Below are 15,970 nucleotides of genomic sequence, written 5' to 3'. Positions count from 1 at the left end.
CCAAGCCGCTACATCACCCCCAGCCTCGGGCAACGGTGGGTTGGCGGAGAGGTTACGCACCGGATTGCAAATCCGTGAAGACCGGTTCGATTCCGGTACCCACCTCCACTTTCTTCCCAGACAAAGTTGGTTGCTCGACGGGCCGCATACGTGCGCCCGGCTGCAAAGACCCCCTGCGACAACGATCCTTTTGAGACCGGCGCGAGGCATGGTAGCCTGTCGCTGCTGTTTCTTGAGGTGTCCCGGCGGTGTTTGCGAAGCGTATCAGTGTCCATGACGTCGACCCGAGGCGGGCGCTTTGGCCGGCGGGTCTGTCCATGCCGATGGTGGTTCCGCTCTGCCTCGCGGCCCTGACCCTCGGGGCGCCGAGCTGGGCCGTCGCCGTGACGCCACTGTTCCTGTTGTTCGGCCTTTGTACGGCGCTGGATCATGTCTTCGGTCGTGATCATCGCAACGTCTCGCTTGAGATCGTCATGGGCCTTGAAGACGATCCCTATTACCGGCGCTTGCTGTTCCTTGTGACGGGCCTGTTCGGGCTGTCGCTGCTATTGGCCTGCTGGATCGTGTCGTCGGGCGTGTTCGGGCCGCTCCAGTCCGTCTTGTTCGGCTTGGGCCTTGGTTTGATCCACGCGCCTCTGGTCCTGATCGGGCACGAGCTGGGCCACGCGCGGTCGCTGCGGGACCGCAGGATGGCCCGCGTCGCACTGGGCCTCATCGGCTACGGTCACTTCTCCATCGAGCATAACAGCGGGCATCACGTCCATGTCGCAACGCCGCGTGATCCGGCCTCGGCCCGCTACGGCGAAAGCCTGTACCGCTTCGCGATGCGAGAGATCCCCGGCGTGCTGATGGGCGCTCTGCGGGCCGAGCGGGCGCGACTGGCCCGTCGGGGGCTGGTCTTCTGGCATTTGCAGAACACGATCTTGCAAAGCTGGCTGGTGACGGGGCTTATGGCGCTGGCCATCCTTGCCGCCTTCGGCCCTGCCGCGCTGGCCTTCTATGCGCTGATCTGTGCCTCGGTCTGGTTCACCATCTCGATGGCGAACTACACCGCACATTACGGGCTGGCCCGCCGGATGATCGACGGCCGGAGAGAGCCCTGCCGACCCGAGCATTCGTGGAATTCGAGCTTCTTCTTCTCGAACCTGCTGTTCTTCAACCTTCAGCGCCATTCGGATCACCACACCAATGCGCAGAAACCGTTCCAGACGCTGTCGGATGTGGACGGCGCGCCCGAATTGCCCTCGGGCTATCCGGGGGTCTTCGCGCTGATGTTGGTGCCGCCGCTTTGGTACGCCGTCATTCATCCGATTCTGATGCAGGCCATCGACGGGGACGAGACGCGGTTGAACACAGGCCGACAAGCTTGACCTTGATTCAGTCGGCAAAAGCGGCTGAGCGCGTAACGCCGGGCGCCCAATACGAAAACGCCGCCCGAGGGGGCGGCGTTTCCAATCTCAGCGAAGCGAGGCTCAGCGGCCTTCGACCTCGACATAGTCGCGACGCGGCGCGCCGGTGTAGAGCTGGCGCGGACGGCCGATCTTCTGCTCTGGGTCGCCGATCATCTCTTTCCACTGCGCGATCCAGCCCACCGCACGCGACAGGGCGAAGATCGGGGTGAACATCGAGGTCGGGAAGCCCATCGCTTCCAGAATGATGCCCGAGTAGAAGTCGACGTTCGGGTAGAGCTTCTTGGAGACGAAGTATTCGTCCTCCAGCGCGATGCGCTCCAGCTCCTTGGCGACCTTAAGCGTCTCGTTGTCCTTGATGCCGAGCAGGCCCAGAACCTCGTCCGCCGATTCCTTCATGACCTTCGCCCGCGGGTCGAAGTTCTTGTAGACGCGGTGACCGAAGCCCATCAGGCGGAACGGATCGTTCTTGTCCTTCGCGCGGGCGATGAACTCGGGGATGCGATCCACGGTGCCGATTTCGCGCAGCATCTCCAGGCAAGCCTGGTTGGCGCCGCCATGGGCCGGACCCCAGAGGCAGGCGATGCCGGCGGCGATGCAGGCGAAGGGGTTCGCGCCCGACGAACCGGCCAGACGGACGGTCGAGGTCGAAGCGTTCTGCTCATGGTCGGCGTGCAGCATCATGATCCGGTCCATCGCCTTGGCGAGGATCGGATCGACCACGTAATCTTCGGCCGGGACCGAGAAGCACATGTTCAGGAAGTTGCCGGCGTAATCGAGCGAGTTCTTCGGATACACGAAGGGCTGGCCGATCGAGTATTTATAGGCCATCGCGGCGATCGTCGGGATCTTGGCGACCATGCGGATCGCGGCGACTTCACGCTGCCACGGATCGTTGATGTCGGTCGAATCGTGGTAGAAGGCCGACATCGCGCCCACGACGCCGACCATGGTCGCCATCGGGTGGGCATCGCGGCGGAAGCCACGGAAGAAGTTGTGCATCTGCTCGTGGACCATGGTGTGCTTGGTCACACGGGTCTCGAAATCGACCATCTGCTTGGCGTCGGGCAGCTCTCCGTACAGCAGCAGGTAGCAGACTTCGAGGTGATGCGATTTGTCCGCCAGCTGCTCGATCGGGTAACCCCGGTACAGAAGCTCGCCCTTGTCGCCGTCAATATAGGTGATGGTCGAAGAGCACGCCGCCGTCGAGGTGAAGCCAGGGTCGTAGGTGAAGACATCGCCCTGCGCGTAGAGCTTGCGGATGTCGAGCACGTCGGGCCCGACGGTCGGCGAATGCATCGGCAAGTCGATCGTCTTGTCGCCGAACGTAAGTTTTGCACTTCCCTTGGTTTCAGCCATCGCGTCCCTCGCTCCTCGTAGGTGTCGGTATTGCGCGGCCCGAAATCCCCCGGGCCGCAGGGTGTTCAGTGTCCCTTCGCAGCGTCCGCGACGCGCGCCAGGGTCTCGTCTCGTCCCAGGACCATCATCATGTCGAACACACTGGGAGACACGGTCCGACCGGCCAGAGCCGCCCGCAGAGGCTGGGCGATCTTGCCGAGGCCGAGGCCGTGTTGTGCCGCAAGTTCGCTGGCGATGGCTTCAAGACTCTCACGTTCCCAGCTAGCAGTTTGCAACTGCGGCGTCAATTCATTCAGTATACTACGGGATACCGGATCGAGGGCTTTCGCGGATTTTTCATCCGGCTCGATCGGCCGTTCCGTCAGAACAAAGTAAGCGCGTTCAAGGATTTGGCCGAAGTTCCGGGCCTTTTCCTTCAGCTGGGGCATGGCAGCCAGCACATGGTCGCGTTGCCGCTGCGTCAGGGCCGGAGCCTCGGTCGCGGCCAGAAACGCCTCCAGCTCTTGCAGCGCTGCGGCATCGTCCATGGCGGTGAAATGCTGGGCGGTCAGGTGGTCCAGCTTCTTCAGGTCCAGCCGGGCCGGGGCCTTGCCGATCCCGCCGAGGTCGAACCATTCCAGCGCCTGCGCATCCGAGAAGAACTCGTCGTCGCCATGGCTCCAGCCAAGGCGGGTCAAGTAGTTGCGAATAGACGCCGCCGGGTAGCCCATCTTCTGGTAATCCTCGACACCGAGGGCGCCGTGGCGCTTGGACAGCTTCTTGCCGTCCTCGCCATGAATCAGCGGGATATGGGCGAAGACCGGCACGTCCCAACCCATGGCCTGATAGACCTGCGTCTGGCGGGCAGCGTTGTTCAGGTGGTCGTCCCCCCGGATCACATGCGTGACGCCCATGTCGTGGTCATCGACCACCACGGCGAGCATATAGGTGGGCGTACCGTCAGAGCGTAAACAAACCATGTCATCGAGCTGATCATTGCGGAACACCACGCGGCCCTGCACCTGATCCTCGATCACCGTCTCGCCGTCGCGCGGCGCTTTCAGGCGCACGACATAGGGCGCGTCGGGATGGGTCGCGGGATCGGTATCGCGCCAGGGCGACTGATACAGGGTCGATTTGCCCTCGGCTCGCGCGGCTTCGCGGAAGGCCTCGATCTCGTCCTGCGTGGCGAAGCATTTATAGGCGTGACCCCGGGCCAACATCTCGTGCGCGACCTCGGCGTGACGGTCGGCGCGCTCGAACTGGCTGATGGCGTCACCGTCCCAATCCAGCCCCAGCCACTCAAGGCCGGTCAGGATCGCTGCCGTCGCCTCAGGCGTCGAGCGGGCGCGGTCGGTGTCCTCGATGCGCAGCAGGAACTTGCCGCCCCGGCCGCGGGCGTAGAGCCAGTTGAACAAAGCCGTGCGCGCCCCGCCGATATGCAGGAAGCCGGTCGGCGAGGGGGCGAAGCGGGTGACGATCCCGGAGGTAGCGTTCATTCTTAGTTAACCTTTCGGAAACCACGGGAGAGGTAAGTTTGGCGCAAGCTCTAGGCAAGGACGGGGCCAAGAACAAGTGTCGAGCCCGGCCGATCCCCTCGACGACCTTCCCTCTCCGGCCCCGTCGCGGGCCGAGGGCGGCGGCCTGCGTGGCCTGACGCCGACGGCTGTCGCAGGCCGCTGGTCGGCGGCCATCGCCGGCGCGCGCGGGCAGTTGTTCCCCTTCGTGCCGGTCGCGCTTGGCCTCGGCGTCGGTGCCTATTTCGCTTTGCCGCTGGAACCCTCAAAACTGGTCTTCGCACTGCTGGCGGTCGCGGTCTTGGCGCTGACCGCCGGCCAACGTTGGGCGCCAGAGGCTCTGCGCCCCCTGATCATGGCGCTGGCCTTGATGGGGATGGGCGTCATGCTGGCGGGTTGGCGCAGTCACAACGTCGCCGCGCCGGTGCTGGATCGTCATCGCTATGGCCCCGTCGCCGGCCGGATCATCGAGGTCGACCGCTCCGTCTCGGACGCGATCCGGCTGACGCTGGACAGGGTGGATCTGCCCGGCCTTCACCCGGATCGGGTGCCGTTGACGGTGCGGGTTTCGATCCATGGCGATCTGGATGTCGATCCGGTGGTCGGCACGCCGGTGATGCTGACCGGCTACCTCGGGCCGCCCAGTGGTCCGGTCGAGCCGGGGGGCTTCGATTTCCGCCGCCTTGCCTGGTTCGAGCAGTTGGGCGGCATCGGCTATACCCGGACGCCGGTTCTTGCCATGGACGATCCCGCGCCGGGGTGGGGGCTGAGCCTGACCCGCCTGCGCCAACGCATCGCCGAGGGGATCCGGGCGCGTCTGCCCGGCGACGCGGGCGGCTTCGTCGCGGCGATCCTGACCGGCGACCGATCCGGTGTGAGCCTGCAGGTGACCGAGGATCTGCGGCGCTCGAACCTTGCGCATCTGCTGGCGATCTCGGGGCTTCACATGGGCCTTTTGACCGGGGTGGTCTATGGCGCCTTGCGCGGGTTTCTGGCGCTGATCCCGCTCTTGGCCCTGCGCTGGCCCATCCGCAAGATCGCCGCGCTGGGGGCCTTGGCGGCGGCGAGCTTTTACCTCGCGCTGTCGGGGGGCAATGTCGCGACGCAACGCGCCTTCGTCATGGCCGCCGTCATGCTGGGCGCCGTGCTGGTGGAGCGGCGGGCGCTGTCGATGCGCTCGGTCGCCTTGGCGGCGCTGATCCTGCTGGTCTGGCGGCCCGAGGCGCTGCTTTCGGTCGGGTTCCACATGTCCTTCGCCGCCACCATCGCCTTGGTCGCGGTGTTCCGTGCGCTGCGCGACTGGCGGCTGGCCAAGGGCGCGTCGCGGCCCAAGGGCTGGCGGCGTTGGCTGCGTCCCTTGGCCGAGGCCGCGCTCTGCTCGCTGATCGCCGGGGTGGCCACTGCGCCCTTCGCCGCCGCGCAATTTCATCGGGTGGCGGAGTACGGCCTGATCGCCAACCTTCTGGCCGTGCCGCTGATGGGCGCGTTGGTGATGCCGGCGGCGGTTCTGGCGGCGGCGCTCTGGCCCCTCGGGTTAGAGGGGGTGGGGCTGTGGCTGATGGCGCAGGGCACGCGCTGGATCCTGTTCGTCGCCGCAGAGGTGGGCGGGCTGGAGGGCGCGGTCCGGCTGGTCCCGGGCCCGCCCGGCTGGGTCATGCCGATGCTGTCGCTGGGGGCGTTGTGGCTGGTCCTGTGGCCGGGGCGCGCACGATGGGCGGGTGTCGGGCTCATGGTCTTGGCGCTGTCGGGCTGGACGCAGGCCACGCGCCCCGCCTTGCTGGTGGAAGGCGAGGGCGGCTTGGTCGGCCTTATGGGCCCTGAGGGACGGGTGCTGAGCAAACCCCGCGGGGCGGGTTTCGTCGCCCGCAACTGGCTGGAGGCCGATGGCGATGCGGCCAGCCAGTCCGAGGCCGCCGCGCGCGCCGGCATGCAGGCTGTCGAGGGCGGCGTGCGGTTCGTCTTTGCCGGGGCGGAGTGGCGGCATTTGCCGGGGCGACGGGGCCGTGCGGCCTTGCCCGGGCATTGCGCCGAGGGCGTGACCATCGTCACCGATCAATGGCTTGACGCACCGCCAGAGGGTGGCTGCCGCGTGCTGGATCGGCGGGCCTTGCGGGACAGCGGCGCCTTGGCGTTCTCGCCTGACGGGACGGTGACGACCGCCGCTGCCGTCTCGGGCCTGCGTCCCTGGACTGCACCCTGAGTCCTGCGTGCCACAGTTTGCAGCGAAGCGTTGCGCCGGCCCGTTTCGGCGGCAGGTAGCACTGGCCTCACGACTCCGCGTTTGTTAGCGTCCCGGAAACAAACAGGCATAACAATGAGCAGTGTATCCGGGTTCAGCGGCGTGTATGCCGTGGAATGGGCGCAGACTGCGCCGGGTGAGGAATGGGGGTTGCCGCCTGATCTTTTGTCGGTCGGCATGTCATGGCAATGGCGCGGTGATGCACAACGGCTGGATGCCGGGGTCGCCGCGTTATGGCTCGAGGCGCCTAGGGGCCGTGACGAAACCCGCCTTCGTGCGCGCAAACGCGTGCAGCGCCTGGCCTTTGCCGCGTCCGAATCCGGAGTGCCGATCCGGGGTGCCTCCAGCGATGTCGAGGCACCCCGGGCCGGAACGCTCGACCCCGCCGAGGTTGAGGCAGATCCGTTCGAGCCGACCGGCGACGCCATCCCCGACAGCTTCAGCCTGACCGACGGCCGGCGGGTCTATACCGCGCGGATCGTGCGGCTGGGCGCGCGTCTGCTGGCGGTCTTCGCGCCGATGCTGCCGCCGCCCGATGTGGAGCTGTGGGTGGCGCAGGTCACGCTGGAAACCCGGGCCCCGCGCCGGGCCGGGGTGATCTGCTTCCTGCCGGGCACGATGATCGCCACACCCGACGGCCCGCGCGCGGTCGAGGATCTGCGTCCGGGCGAAGACCTCAGCACCCGCGACAACGGCGCGCAGCCGCTGGTCTGGAAGGGCGAGACGCGCCTCTCCGGTGCCGAGCTGTTCCTGCACCCCCATCTGCGCCCGATCCGCATCGCTGCCGGGGCCTTGCCGGGCGGACGTCCGGACGAGGATCTGCTGGTCTCGCCCTCGCACCGGTTGCTGCTGCCCGCGCCGGGTTGCCTGCAATCCGACGAGGTGCTGGTCGCGGCCGAGGATCTGGAGGACGGGCGCGGCATCCGTCGGGATTATGCGCCCGGCTCGGTGCGCTATATCCATCTGATGCTGGAGAGCCACGAGATCCTCAGCGCCAATGGCGTCCCGTGCGAGAGCTTCCATCCCGGTCTGGCCGATGCACAGGTGCTGCAATGGCACGCGCGCTCCTTGGAGCGGGCGATGCCGGGGCTGGCCGGCGAGCCCGCCCGCTATGGCGAACCGGCGCGGCGCTGCCTCTCGCGCGGTGAGGCGGGGATCCTGCGGGCGGAATTGGCCTAAGGCGCGCTCAGCGTCGGAACGGGCGGGGCAGCCGGGCGCGCCAATAGCGCCAGCTGGCCTGCATCCGCACGAGGAAGCGCGCAACGATCGGACGGATGCCCGGCAGATCGACGGCCAGCAGCACCAGACCCACCGGGATCATCCAGAAGCCCAGCACCGGCAGGAAGCCGAGGAAGCCGCCGATCAGGAACAGCACGGCGATCGGCACCCGCAGCCACCAGCGCCCCGGCGCCGTCAGCCCTCGCATCGGCCCGTCCATGCCGGGCAGGCTGCGGCCCAGCCGGTCGAGCTGTCGGTCGAAACGTCGATGGTCGCGGGTCATGGCGGGCCTTGGCGCTGGGTCAGGCTCTGGCATGTGGGGCAGGGGGGCGGGTTCGGCAAGGGGCGTTGCGGCGGCGGAGGGTCACGTTCGCGTCGTCGTCTTCAGGCGCTGCTCGGCTTCCTGCATTGACAGTGCAGGGACTCGCTGTATAAGCGCGCCGTCCGGGTGATCCGTCGCAAGGCGGTGGCCCGGATTTTCATTGGTGTTGGTGGACCTCGCAAGGGGAACCCTGTCGCTCCGTAAGGAGAAAGGACAACGCCCTTCTGTCCCAAGGCCCGTTCGGGCCGGACCCGCGCGGGAACTAGGCGGCACCTGCTGCCTGAGACCCGGAAAGTGGGCACCGGTTTTCGGGTGAGTCGAGGGAGCCAAAACAAAGAAGGAGATCAGCGATGACCAAACGCACCGCTGCCAAGTACAAGATCGACCGCCGCATGGGCGAGAACATCTGGGGCCGCGCCAAGTCGCCCGTCAACAAGCGTGAATATGGTCCCGGCCAGCACGGTCAGCGCCGCAAGGGCAAGCTGTCGGACTTCGGTACCCAGCTGCGCGCCAAGCAGAAGCTGAAGGGCTACTACGGCGACCTGACCGAGAAGCAGTTCAAGCGCATCTACGCCGAAGCCGCCCGTGTGAAGGGTGACACCGGCGAGAACCTGATCGGCCTGCTCGAGCGCCGCCTGGACGCCGTCGTCTACCGCGCCAAGTTCGTCCCCACCGTTTTCGCTGCCCGCCAGTTCGTGAACCACGGCCACGTGACCGTGAACGGCAAGCGCGTGAACATCGCTTCGTACCGCGTCAAGGAAGGCGACGTGATCGCCGTTCGCGACCGTTCGAAGCAAATGGCTCTGGTTCTGGAAGCTGTTGCTTCGGCCGAGCGTGACGTTCCGGATTACCTGGAAGTGGATCACTCGAAGCTGACCGCGACCTTCTCGCGCGCTCCGGGTCTGTCGGATGTGCCGTACCCGGTGCAGATGGAACCGAACCTCGTCGTCGAATATTACGCGAAGAACTGATCCGGCCACGGCTGAGGTCTTGCCACTTGGAAGGGCCGCGCCGGGGAACCGGCGTGGCCCTTTTCCATTGCGTTGCCCCGAAGAGCGTATTTTCGGCAGAATGAAGCCGGCGGGGGCGGCGCTGGGGTGGGGCGGGTAGCCGCTTTCGCCCATTGAGGATAAACGCGTCTTGAGGGACCCATTATGAACGACGCCATCCGCCCGCAGATCCAGCCCGGCATCATGGAGATCGCGCTCTATGTCAGCGGGCAGAGCAGCCTCGCCGGCAAGGCCGAGGTGCTGAAACTCTCGTCGAACGAGAACCCTTATGGTCCCTCGCCCAAGGCACAGGCGGCCTTCGCCGAGGCCTCGGCCAATCTGCATCGCTATCCCTCGACCGATCATGCCGAGCTGCGCGCCGCCATCGGTGCGGTGCAGGGGCTCGATCCTGACCGCATCATTTGTGGCGTCGGTTCCGACGAAGTGCTGCAATTCATCACGCAGGCCTATGCCGGGCCGGGCGATGAATGCATCACCACCGAGCATGGCTTCTCGATGTACCCGATCCTCGCTCATGCCGCCGGCGCCGTGCCGGTCGAGGTGTCCGAGACCGAGCGCCGGGTCGATGTGGACAAGATCCTCGCCGCGGTGACGGAACGCACCCGGATCGTCTTCATCGCCAACCCGGCCAATCCGACCGGCACGATGGTGGCCGAGGACAATCTCCGCCGCCTTGCGCAGTCGCTGCCGGGCTCGGTGATCCTTGTGCTGGACGGGGCCTATGCCGAGTTTGCCGAGGGCTTCGATGGCGGTGTCTCTCTGGTCGATGAATTCCCGAATGTCGTGATGACGCGCACCTTCTCGAAGATCCACGGGCTCGGCGGGCTTCGGATCGGCTGGGGCTATGCGCAGCGCGAGATCATCGACGTCCTGAACCGCATCCGCCAGCCCTTCAACCTGTCGATGGCGCAGATGGGCGCGGCAGAGGCGGCGATCCGCGATGTGGATTACACCCGTTTCTGCGCGAGTGAGAACGCCAAATGGCGCGACTTCCTGCGCCATGGTCTGGTGCAGATGGGCGTGGGCTGCGACGAGAGCTACGCCAATTTCGTGCTGGCCCGTTTCGATAGCCCCGCGGAGGCCGATGCGGCCGATGCGGCGCTGAAGGAGGACGGGATCCTCGTGCGCAAGGTCGCGGGCTACAAGCTGCCCAATTGCCTGCGCATCACGGTGGGTGACGAAGACGCCTGCCGCCGCATCCTCGGCGTGCTCGCCCGGTTCAAGGGGATCCGCTGATGGCCCAGATCTACGAACGGGTCGCCCTGATCGGGCTCGGCCTCATCGCCGGTTCGATGGCGCATGCGATGAAACGGCACGGGCTTGCCGCGCATGTCGCGGGCTATGCGCGCTCGGAGGAGACGCGCAAGGCGGCGGCCGAGATCGGCTTTGTCGATAGCGTCCATGCCACGGCGATCGAGGCTGTCAAGGACGCGGACCTGATCGTGCTCGCCGTGCCGGTGGGCGCGATGGGCGCGGTGGCCGAGGAGATCGGCCCGCATCTGAAACCCGGTGCGACGGTGACCGATGTGGGCTCGGTCAAGCAGGCGGTGATCGACGCGGTCGGCCCCCATCTGCCCGAGGGCGTGCATTTCGTCCCCAGCCACCCGATGGCCGGTACCGAGCATTCCGGCCCCTATTCCGGCTTCGCGACCCTGTTCGAGAACCGCTGGTGGCTGCTGACCCCGATCGAGGGCACCGACGAGGGTGCCATCGCCCGGCTGCGCGCGCTCTATGAGGGCTTCGGCGCGAATGTCGACACGATGGAGGCGGGGCATCATGACCTCGTCCTCGCCGTGGTGTCTCATACGCCGCACCTCATCGCCTACACGATGGTGGGCGTGGCCGATCACCTCCGCCGCGTCTCGCAATCCGAGGTCATCAAGTATTCGGCCACGGGTTTTCGCGATTTCACCCGGATCGCGGCCTCGGACCCGACGATGTGGCGCGACGTGTTCCTGACCAACAAGGACGCGACGCTGGATATCCTCGGGCGCTTCACCGAGGAGCTGTTCGTGCTGCAACGCGCGATCCGCATGGGCGACGGCGATCACCTGCACGAGTATTTCACCCGCACGCGGGCGATCCGGCGCGGCATCATCGAGGCGGGTCAGGATACCGACGCGCCCGATTTCGGCCGGACGCGGAAGGGCTGATCGGATGCGGGCATGGCGATTTCCCCTCGTGTTGCTGGCGTGTCTTGCGTCGGTGCCCGCGTGGGGAGAGGCGCCTGAGACCTCGCCTCATCCGCGCCCCCGTCCGGTGGCGGGGATCGAGGCGGCGGTGACACAGGCGATGACCGCACCGCGCGCCCGGCCGGACGGCTCGATGACCATCGCCGAGGCCGCAGCAGTCGAGCAGGAAGCCGCCGTGCAGGCCGCCATCGCCCGCCAGCAGGCCGAGGCCGCGCGCCTTGCCGCCGAACAAGCGGCCGCACAGCAGCTGGCCGCCGAAACCGCCGCGGTCGAGGCGATTGCCGAGGCGCAGGAAGATGGCTCGATCAGCCCGCTGGCCGTGCCGCGCAGCGCCTTCCCGCAGCGTCGCCGTGACACCGTCGTGCAGCGCTATGCTGCCCTTCGCCTGCAACGCGCGCGGGCGCAGGAACAGGCCCAGCAGGCCGCGCAACAGGCAGGCACCACGCCGCAACGTTCGGGCGGGCCGTCGGGCCGGGGGCTGTGCGGTGTGCCGGGGCTGGAAGGGCGGCAGATCCCGCGCGTGACGTCCTCGACCCGTGGCTGCGGGATCGAGGAACCGGTCAGCGTGACGTCGGTGCAGGGCATCCCGCTGTCGATGGCCGCGACGCTCGATTGCCCCACGGCCACGGCGCGGGATCGCTGGATCCGGACAGAGGCCCTGCCACAGATCGGCCGCACCGGTGGGGGCGTGACGCAGATCCGCGTCGCCGCGCATTACGCCTGCCGGACCCGCAACAACCAGCGCGGTGCTCGGATTTCGGAACATGGGCGCGGCCGGGCCATCGACATCTCGGGCTTCCGGCTGGCCAATGGCGAGACGGTTACCGTGCTGCAGCATTTCCGACGGGGCCCCTTCAGCCGCGCGATGCAGGCGATGTATGCCGGCGCCTGCGGCATCTTCGGCACCACGCTGGGCCCGAATGCCGACCGTTTCCATCAGGACCATTTCCACTTCGACACCGCGCGCTATCGGGGCGGGTCGTACTGCCGTTAGGTCCCGGTCTGCGTAACGCTGCGTGACTTGGGGCCTCGCCCCCTGTCGGTCCGTCCCCTCGCGGCTATAGTGCCGCGCGAGGAACTTCACCGAAAGGGATGGACATGGACGAGATCGTCATTCTCAGCGGCGCGCGCAGCGCCATCGGCACCTTTGGCGGCAGCCTCTCGGGCCTGCCCCCCGCGGAAGTCGCAACGCAAGTCACCAAGGCCGCGCTGGAGCGCGCCGGCGTCGCCCCCGAACAGATCGGCACCGTGGTCTTTGGCCATGTGATCAACACCATCCCGCGCGACGCCTATCTGTCGCGCGTCGCCGCCATCGGCGCCGGCATCCCCGACACGACGCCCGCGATGAACGTGAACCGCCTCTGCGGCTCGGGCGCGCAGGCCATCGTCTCGGCCGTGCAATCGCTGGCTTTGGGTGACGCCGATTTCGCGCTGGCCGGCGGCGCCGAGGCGATGAGCCGCGCGCCCTATATCGTCCCCTCGGCCCGCTTCGGCCAGAAGATGGGCGATGCGCAGGTGCTGGACATGATGCTGGGCGCGCTGACCTGCCCCTTCGGCACCGGCCATATGGGCGTCACCGCCGAGAATGTCTCGGCCGAGAATGACATCAGCCGTGAGGCGCAGGATGCCTTCGCGCTGGAGAGCCAGCAGCGCGCGGCGAAGGCCATCGCCGAGGGCCGCTTCGCCAGCCAGATCGTCCCGATCACCATCAAGGGCCGCAAGGGCGACGTGGTTTTCGACACCGATGAGCACCCGAAAGCGACCTCGGCCGAGGCGCTGGCCGGTCTGCGTCCGGCCTTCAAGAAGGACGGCACGGTCACGGCGGGCAATGCCTCGGGGATCAACGACGGCGCTGCCGCCGTGGTGCTGGCACGCCGCGACGCCGCCGAGAAAGCCGGCCTGAAGCCGCTGGCGCGCGTCGTCGGTTACGCTGTTGCCGGCGTGCGCCCCGAGGTCATGGGCATCGGCCCGATCCCGGCTGTGCAGCAGCTGTGCGAGCGCACCGGCCTGAAGGTCGAGGATTTTGACGTCATCGAATCGAACGAGGCCTTCGCGGCGCAGGCTTTGGCGGTGAACAAGGGCCTCGGCCTCGATCCGGCCAAGGTGAACCCGAACGGCGGCGCCATCGCGCTGGGTCACCCGGTCGGCGCCACCGGCGCCATCGTCACCGTCAAGGCGATGTACGAGCTGGAGCGCATCGGCGGCCGCTACGGCCTGATCACCATGTGCATCGGCGGCGGACAGGGCATCGCCATCGCCATCGAACGTCTCTGACGGACTGGCGTAGGACAAACCTCGGGGCGGGCGTGACAAAATCGTCCGCCCCGAGAAAAACTGACATCGGTTAAGCTCGTCTTCACTGATCGCGGCAATCCTCTGCATGCCGGTCCCTCGACCGGATCGTGTAGACAGAGGTGCCGTACTCGATGACGTTGTTCGACAAGCTCACGCAGGAGCGCCGTGCGCGATTGACGGCGGAGCAGCGGCTTGAACACCGCACGCGAGAGCTCAACGCCGCGATGGGGCAGCTTGAGCAGATGCGGTTGGAGCTGCATCAACTGCGCCAACGGGGCCGCACGACCGCGCTGGAAGAGGCGCAGCGCGCCGCCGAGGTGCAGAACCTCACCCACCGCGCCCGGGCCGAGACGGAAAGCGCACAGCGCAGCGCCACGCAGGCCGAACGCCGCCTGTGGGATTCGATCAACACGATTCGCGACGGCTTTGCGGTGTTCAACCAGAACCATGAGCTTGTGATCGCCAATCAGGCCTATCTCGGCGTCTTCGCCGGCATCCCCGAGGTGCAGATCGGCATCTCCTACCGGCGCCTCGTCGAGATTCTGGCGCATGAGGACCGTGTCGACATCGGCCATCTGGGCCGCGACCAGTGGATCGAGATGATGCTCAACCGCTGGGAAGAGGACAAGATCGACCCGATGGTCCTGCATTTCAGCCGGGGCGATACCGCGCGGATCCATGACCGGCGCGCGCGCGGCGGGGATATCGTCAGCCTCGTGCGGGACATCACCGAACAACAGCGCCATGCCGCCGAGCTGGATGAGGCGCGGGTCCGGGCCGAGGCCGCGAACCGGGCGAAATCCGCCTTCCTCGCCAATATGAGCCACGAGATTCGCACGCCGATGAACGGTGTCGTCGGCATGGCCGAGCTGATTTGCGACACTTCTCTGTCCGACGAACAACGCCTCTATGCCGAGACGATCCGCTCCTCGGGCGAGGCGTTGCTGAACATTATCAACGACGTGCTCGATTTCTCCAAGATCGAAGCCGACAAGCTGGCCCTGCACCCAGAGCCCTTCGATCTGGAGCGTTGCATCCACGAGGTGTTGATCTTGCTGCAGGCCGGCGCGCGCAAGCGGTCGATAGACCTGCTGATGGATTACGACCTGTTCATGCCGACCCGTTTCATGGCCGATCCGGGCCGGATGCGTCAGGTGATGACCAACCTCATCGGCAACGCGGTCAAATTCACGCAGGCCGGCCATGTGCTGATCCGCGTCGTCGGCATGGAGGAAAGCGAGACCGAGCAGAAGATCACCGTCACGGTCGAGGACACCGGCATCGGTATCGCGCCCGAGAATATCGACAAGATCTTCGGCGAGTTCGCGCAGGTCGATGAACAGGCCAACCGCAAGTTCGAAGGGACGGGCCTCGGCCTTGCGATCACCCGCCGCCTGATAGAGCTGATGGGCGGCCAGATCTGGGTCGAGAGCGAGCTGGGCAAGGGCTCGTGCTTCGCCTTCTCGCTGACCCTGCCGCTGGCCGCCGATGCCGACCCCTTCCACGCCGAGCCGATCCCGCTGGAGCATGTGATGGTGGTCGACGACCACCTGATCAACCGCACGATCCTGGAGCGTCAGCTGGGGGCGCAGGGGCTGAAGGTCACCCTGTGCGAGGATGCCGAGCAGGCGCTGGCTGCCATCGACAGCTGCAAGGGCGAGGGGATCGATCTGGTGATCACCGATCACGAGATGCCGGGGATGGACGGCCTGGACCTGACGCAGAAGCTGAAGGAGGACGGCTACGAGATGCCGGTGATCCTGCTCAGTTCCAGCCCCGCCGTGCTGCGCGATCATCCGGGCATCTCCGGCCTGCGGGCGATCCTGCAAAAGCCGCTGTTGCGCCACGACCTGCTGCGCCAGTTGCATCTGCTTTCTCACCCCGAAGAACCGGTGGAGGTGGTCGAACCGCGTCCCCGCGCGCCGATGCCGGTGACCGGCGACGGCCGCCGCATGCGGATCCTCGCGGCCGAGGACAACAAGACCAACCGGCTGGTGTTCTCGAAGATGGTGGATGGCCTGGCGGTCGACCTGCGCTTTGCCGAGGACGGTCTTCAGGCGATCGACGGCTTCAAGGAGATGAAACCCGATCTGGTGTTCATGGATATCTCCATGCCCGGCATGGATGGCCGGACCGCCACGCGTGAGATCCGGCAATTGCCGAACGGGGCGCAGGTGCCGATCATCGCGCTGACCGCGCATGCCATGGCCGGCGATCAGGAAGAGATCCTGGCGGCGGGCCTCGATCATGTGATGACCAAGCCTTTGAAGAAGCCGCTGCTTCTGGACATGATCGCGCGCTATCGGCCCGATGACACCTGCCCGTTGACCGCGCCGCTGGACAAGACCGGCTGAGGCAATTCGCCCCGCCCTTGGCCGCCAGTGCCAAGCAGGGTTGCGATGGGGCGGCGCAGCCACTACCTGAGTGCAG

Annotated in this window: 12 protein-coding genes and 1 tRNA gene; 10 read left to right on the top strand and 3 right to left on the bottom strand. The window is 66.8% G+C overall.

The features are described 5' to 3' along the window. Nucleotides 1-34 precede the first annotated feature (34 nt). Together BCY78_RS14525 and BCY78_RS14520 are read left to right on the top strand one after the other, a co-directional pair. Nucleotides 35-108 (top strand) — tRNA-Cys (locus tag BCY78_RS14525). A gap of 209 nt (nt 109-317) precedes the next feature. After that, the gene (locus tag BCY78_RS14520; RefSeq protein ID WP_083195048.1) at nt 318-1,370 is read left to right on the top strand and encodes an alkane 1-monooxygenase; all 1,053 of its coding nucleotides are present in this window, start codon (nt 318-320) and stop codon (nt 1,368-1,370) included. A gap of 102 nt (nt 1,371-1,472) precedes the next feature. Here the strand turns inward: BCY78_RS14520 and gltA are convergent, their stop codons facing one another. Continuing rightward, nucleotides 1,473-2,768 carry a citrate synthase gene (gltA, locus tag BCY78_RS14515; protein WP_068303203.1) on the bottom strand — a complete coding sequence of 432 codons (1,296 nt, stop codon included), beginning with the start codon at nt 2,766-2,768 and terminating at the stop codon, nt 1,473-1,475. 65 nt (nt 2,769-2,833) lie between these two features. Further along, entirely contained in the window at nt 2,834-4,246 is a 1,413-nt protein-coding gene (gltX, locus tag BCY78_RS14510; protein WP_068303200.1) for a glutamate--tRNA ligase, read from the bottom strand. 76 nt (nt 4,247-4,322) lie between these two features. On the opposite strand from gltX, the gene BCY78_RS14505 reads away from it, so the two are divergent. Together BCY78_RS14505 and BCY78_RS14500 are read left to right on the top strand one after the other, a co-directional pair. Then, nucleotides 4,323-6,464 (top strand): ComEC/Rec2 family competence protein, encoded by a 2,142-nt coding sequence (locus BCY78_RS14505; RefSeq protein ID WP_233499412.1) that lies wholly within the window; start codon nt 4,323-4,325, stop codon nt 6,462-6,464. 114 nt (nt 6,465-6,578) lie between these two features. Next, nucleotides 6,579-7,682, top strand: a complete 1,104-nt coding sequence (locus BCY78_RS14500; protein WP_068303198.1) for a Hint domain-containing protein — start codon at nt 6,579-6,581, stop codon at nt 7,680-7,682. A gap of 7 nt (nt 7,683-7,689) precedes the next feature. Here BCY78_RS14500 and BCY78_RS14495 read toward each other — a convergent pair whose 3' ends face one another. Beyond that, on the bottom strand, nt 7,690-8,004 hold the full coding sequence (locus BCY78_RS14495) for a hypothetical protein (RefSeq protein ID WP_068303193.1): 315 nt from the start codon (nt 8,002-8,004) through the stop codon (nt 7,690-7,692). A 389-nt stretch (nt 8,005-8,393) separates the two neighbouring features. Between BCY78_RS14495 and rpsD the strand changes: the two genes are divergently transcribed. The 6 genes from rpsD to BCY78_RS14465 all read left to right on the top strand — a co-directional run bounded on the left by rpsD (nt 8,394) and on the right by BCY78_RS14465 (nt 15,894). Then, nucleotides 8,394-9,014: a 30S ribosomal protein S4 gene (rpsD, locus tag BCY78_RS14490; protein WP_068303190.1), complete on the top strand. Its 621-nt coding sequence runs from the start codon at nt 8,394-8,396 to the stop codon at nt 9,012-9,014. Between the two features lie 183 nt (nt 9,015-9,197). After that, a complete protein-coding gene (gene hisC / locus BCY78_RS14485; RefSeq protein ID WP_068303188.1) occupies nt 9,198-10,289 on the top strand; it encodes a histidinol-phosphate transaminase in 1,092 nt (363 codons plus the stop codon). Beyond that, a complete protein-coding gene (locus tag BCY78_RS14480; RefSeq protein ID WP_068303186.1) occupies nt 10,289-11,206 on the top strand; it encodes a prephenate/arogenate dehydrogenase family protein in 918 nt (305 codons plus the stop codon). The genes hisC and BCY78_RS14480 overlap by 1 nt, the downstream gene beginning before the upstream one ends. A gap of 52 nt (nt 11,207-11,258) precedes the next feature. Then, on the top strand, nt 11,259-12,239 hold the full coding sequence (locus BCY78_RS14475; protein WP_158515941.1) for an extensin family protein: 981 nt from the start codon (nt 11,259-11,261) through the stop codon (nt 12,237-12,239). Between the two features lie 104 nt (nt 12,240-12,343). After that, on the top strand, nt 12,344-13,519 hold the full coding sequence (locus tag BCY78_RS14470) for an acetyl-CoA C-acyltransferase family protein (RefSeq protein WP_068303275.1): 1,176 nt from the start codon (nt 12,344-12,346) through the stop codon (nt 13,517-13,519). Between the two features lie 152 nt (nt 13,520-13,671). Continuing rightward, nucleotides 13,672-15,894: a response regulator gene (locus tag BCY78_RS14465; protein ID WP_068303179.1), complete on the top strand. Its 2,223-nt coding sequence runs from the start codon at nt 13,672-13,674 to the stop codon at nt 15,892-15,894. Nucleotides 15,895-15,970: the final 76 nt, after the last annotated feature.

The organism is Pararhodobacter sp. CCB-MM2 (assembly GCF_001691415.1).
Taxonomy (GTDB): domain Bacteria; phylum Pseudomonadota; class Alphaproteobacteria; order Rhodobacterales; family Rhodobacteraceae; genus Pararhodobacter.
This window is presented reverse-complemented; position numbering and strand designations above follow the sequence as displayed.

Coding starts and splice junctions, on each gene's coding strand:
- BCY78_RS14520 (WP_083195048.1), top strand. CDS start 318: ATGCCGATGGTGGTTCCGCTCTGCCTCGCGGCCCTGACCCTCGGGGCG.
- gltA (WP_068303203.1), bottom strand. CDS start 2,768: ATGGCTGAAACCAAGGGAAGTGCAAAACTTACGTTCGGCGACAAGACG.
- gltX (WP_068303200.1), bottom strand. CDS start 4,246: ATGAACGCTACCTCCGGGATCGTCACCCGCTTCGCCCCCTCGCCGACC.
- BCY78_RS14500 (WP_068303198.1), top strand. CDS start 6,579: ATGAGCAGTGTATCCGGGTTCAGCGGCGTGTATGCCGTGGAATGGGCG.
- BCY78_RS14495 (WP_068303193.1), bottom strand. CDS start 8,004: ATGACCCGCGACCATCGACGTTTCGACCGACAGCTCGACCGGCTGGGC.
- rpsD (WP_068303190.1), top strand. CDS start 8,394: ATGACCAAACGCACCGCTGCCAAGTACAAGATCGACCGCCGCATGGGC.
- hisC (WP_068303188.1), top strand. CDS start 9,198: ATGAACGACGCCATCCGCCCGCAGATCCAGCCCGGCATCATGGAGATC.
- BCY78_RS14480 (WP_068303186.1), top strand. CDS start 10,289: ATGGCCCAGATCTACGAACGGGTCGCCCTGATCGGGCTCGGCCTCATC.
- BCY78_RS14470 (WP_068303275.1), top strand. CDS start 12,344: ATGGACGAGATCGTCATTCTCAGCGGCGCGCGCAGCGCCATCGGCACC.
- BCY78_RS14465 (WP_068303179.1), top strand. CDS start 13,672: ATGACGTTGTTCGACAAGCTCACGCAGGAGCGCCGTGCGCGATTGACG.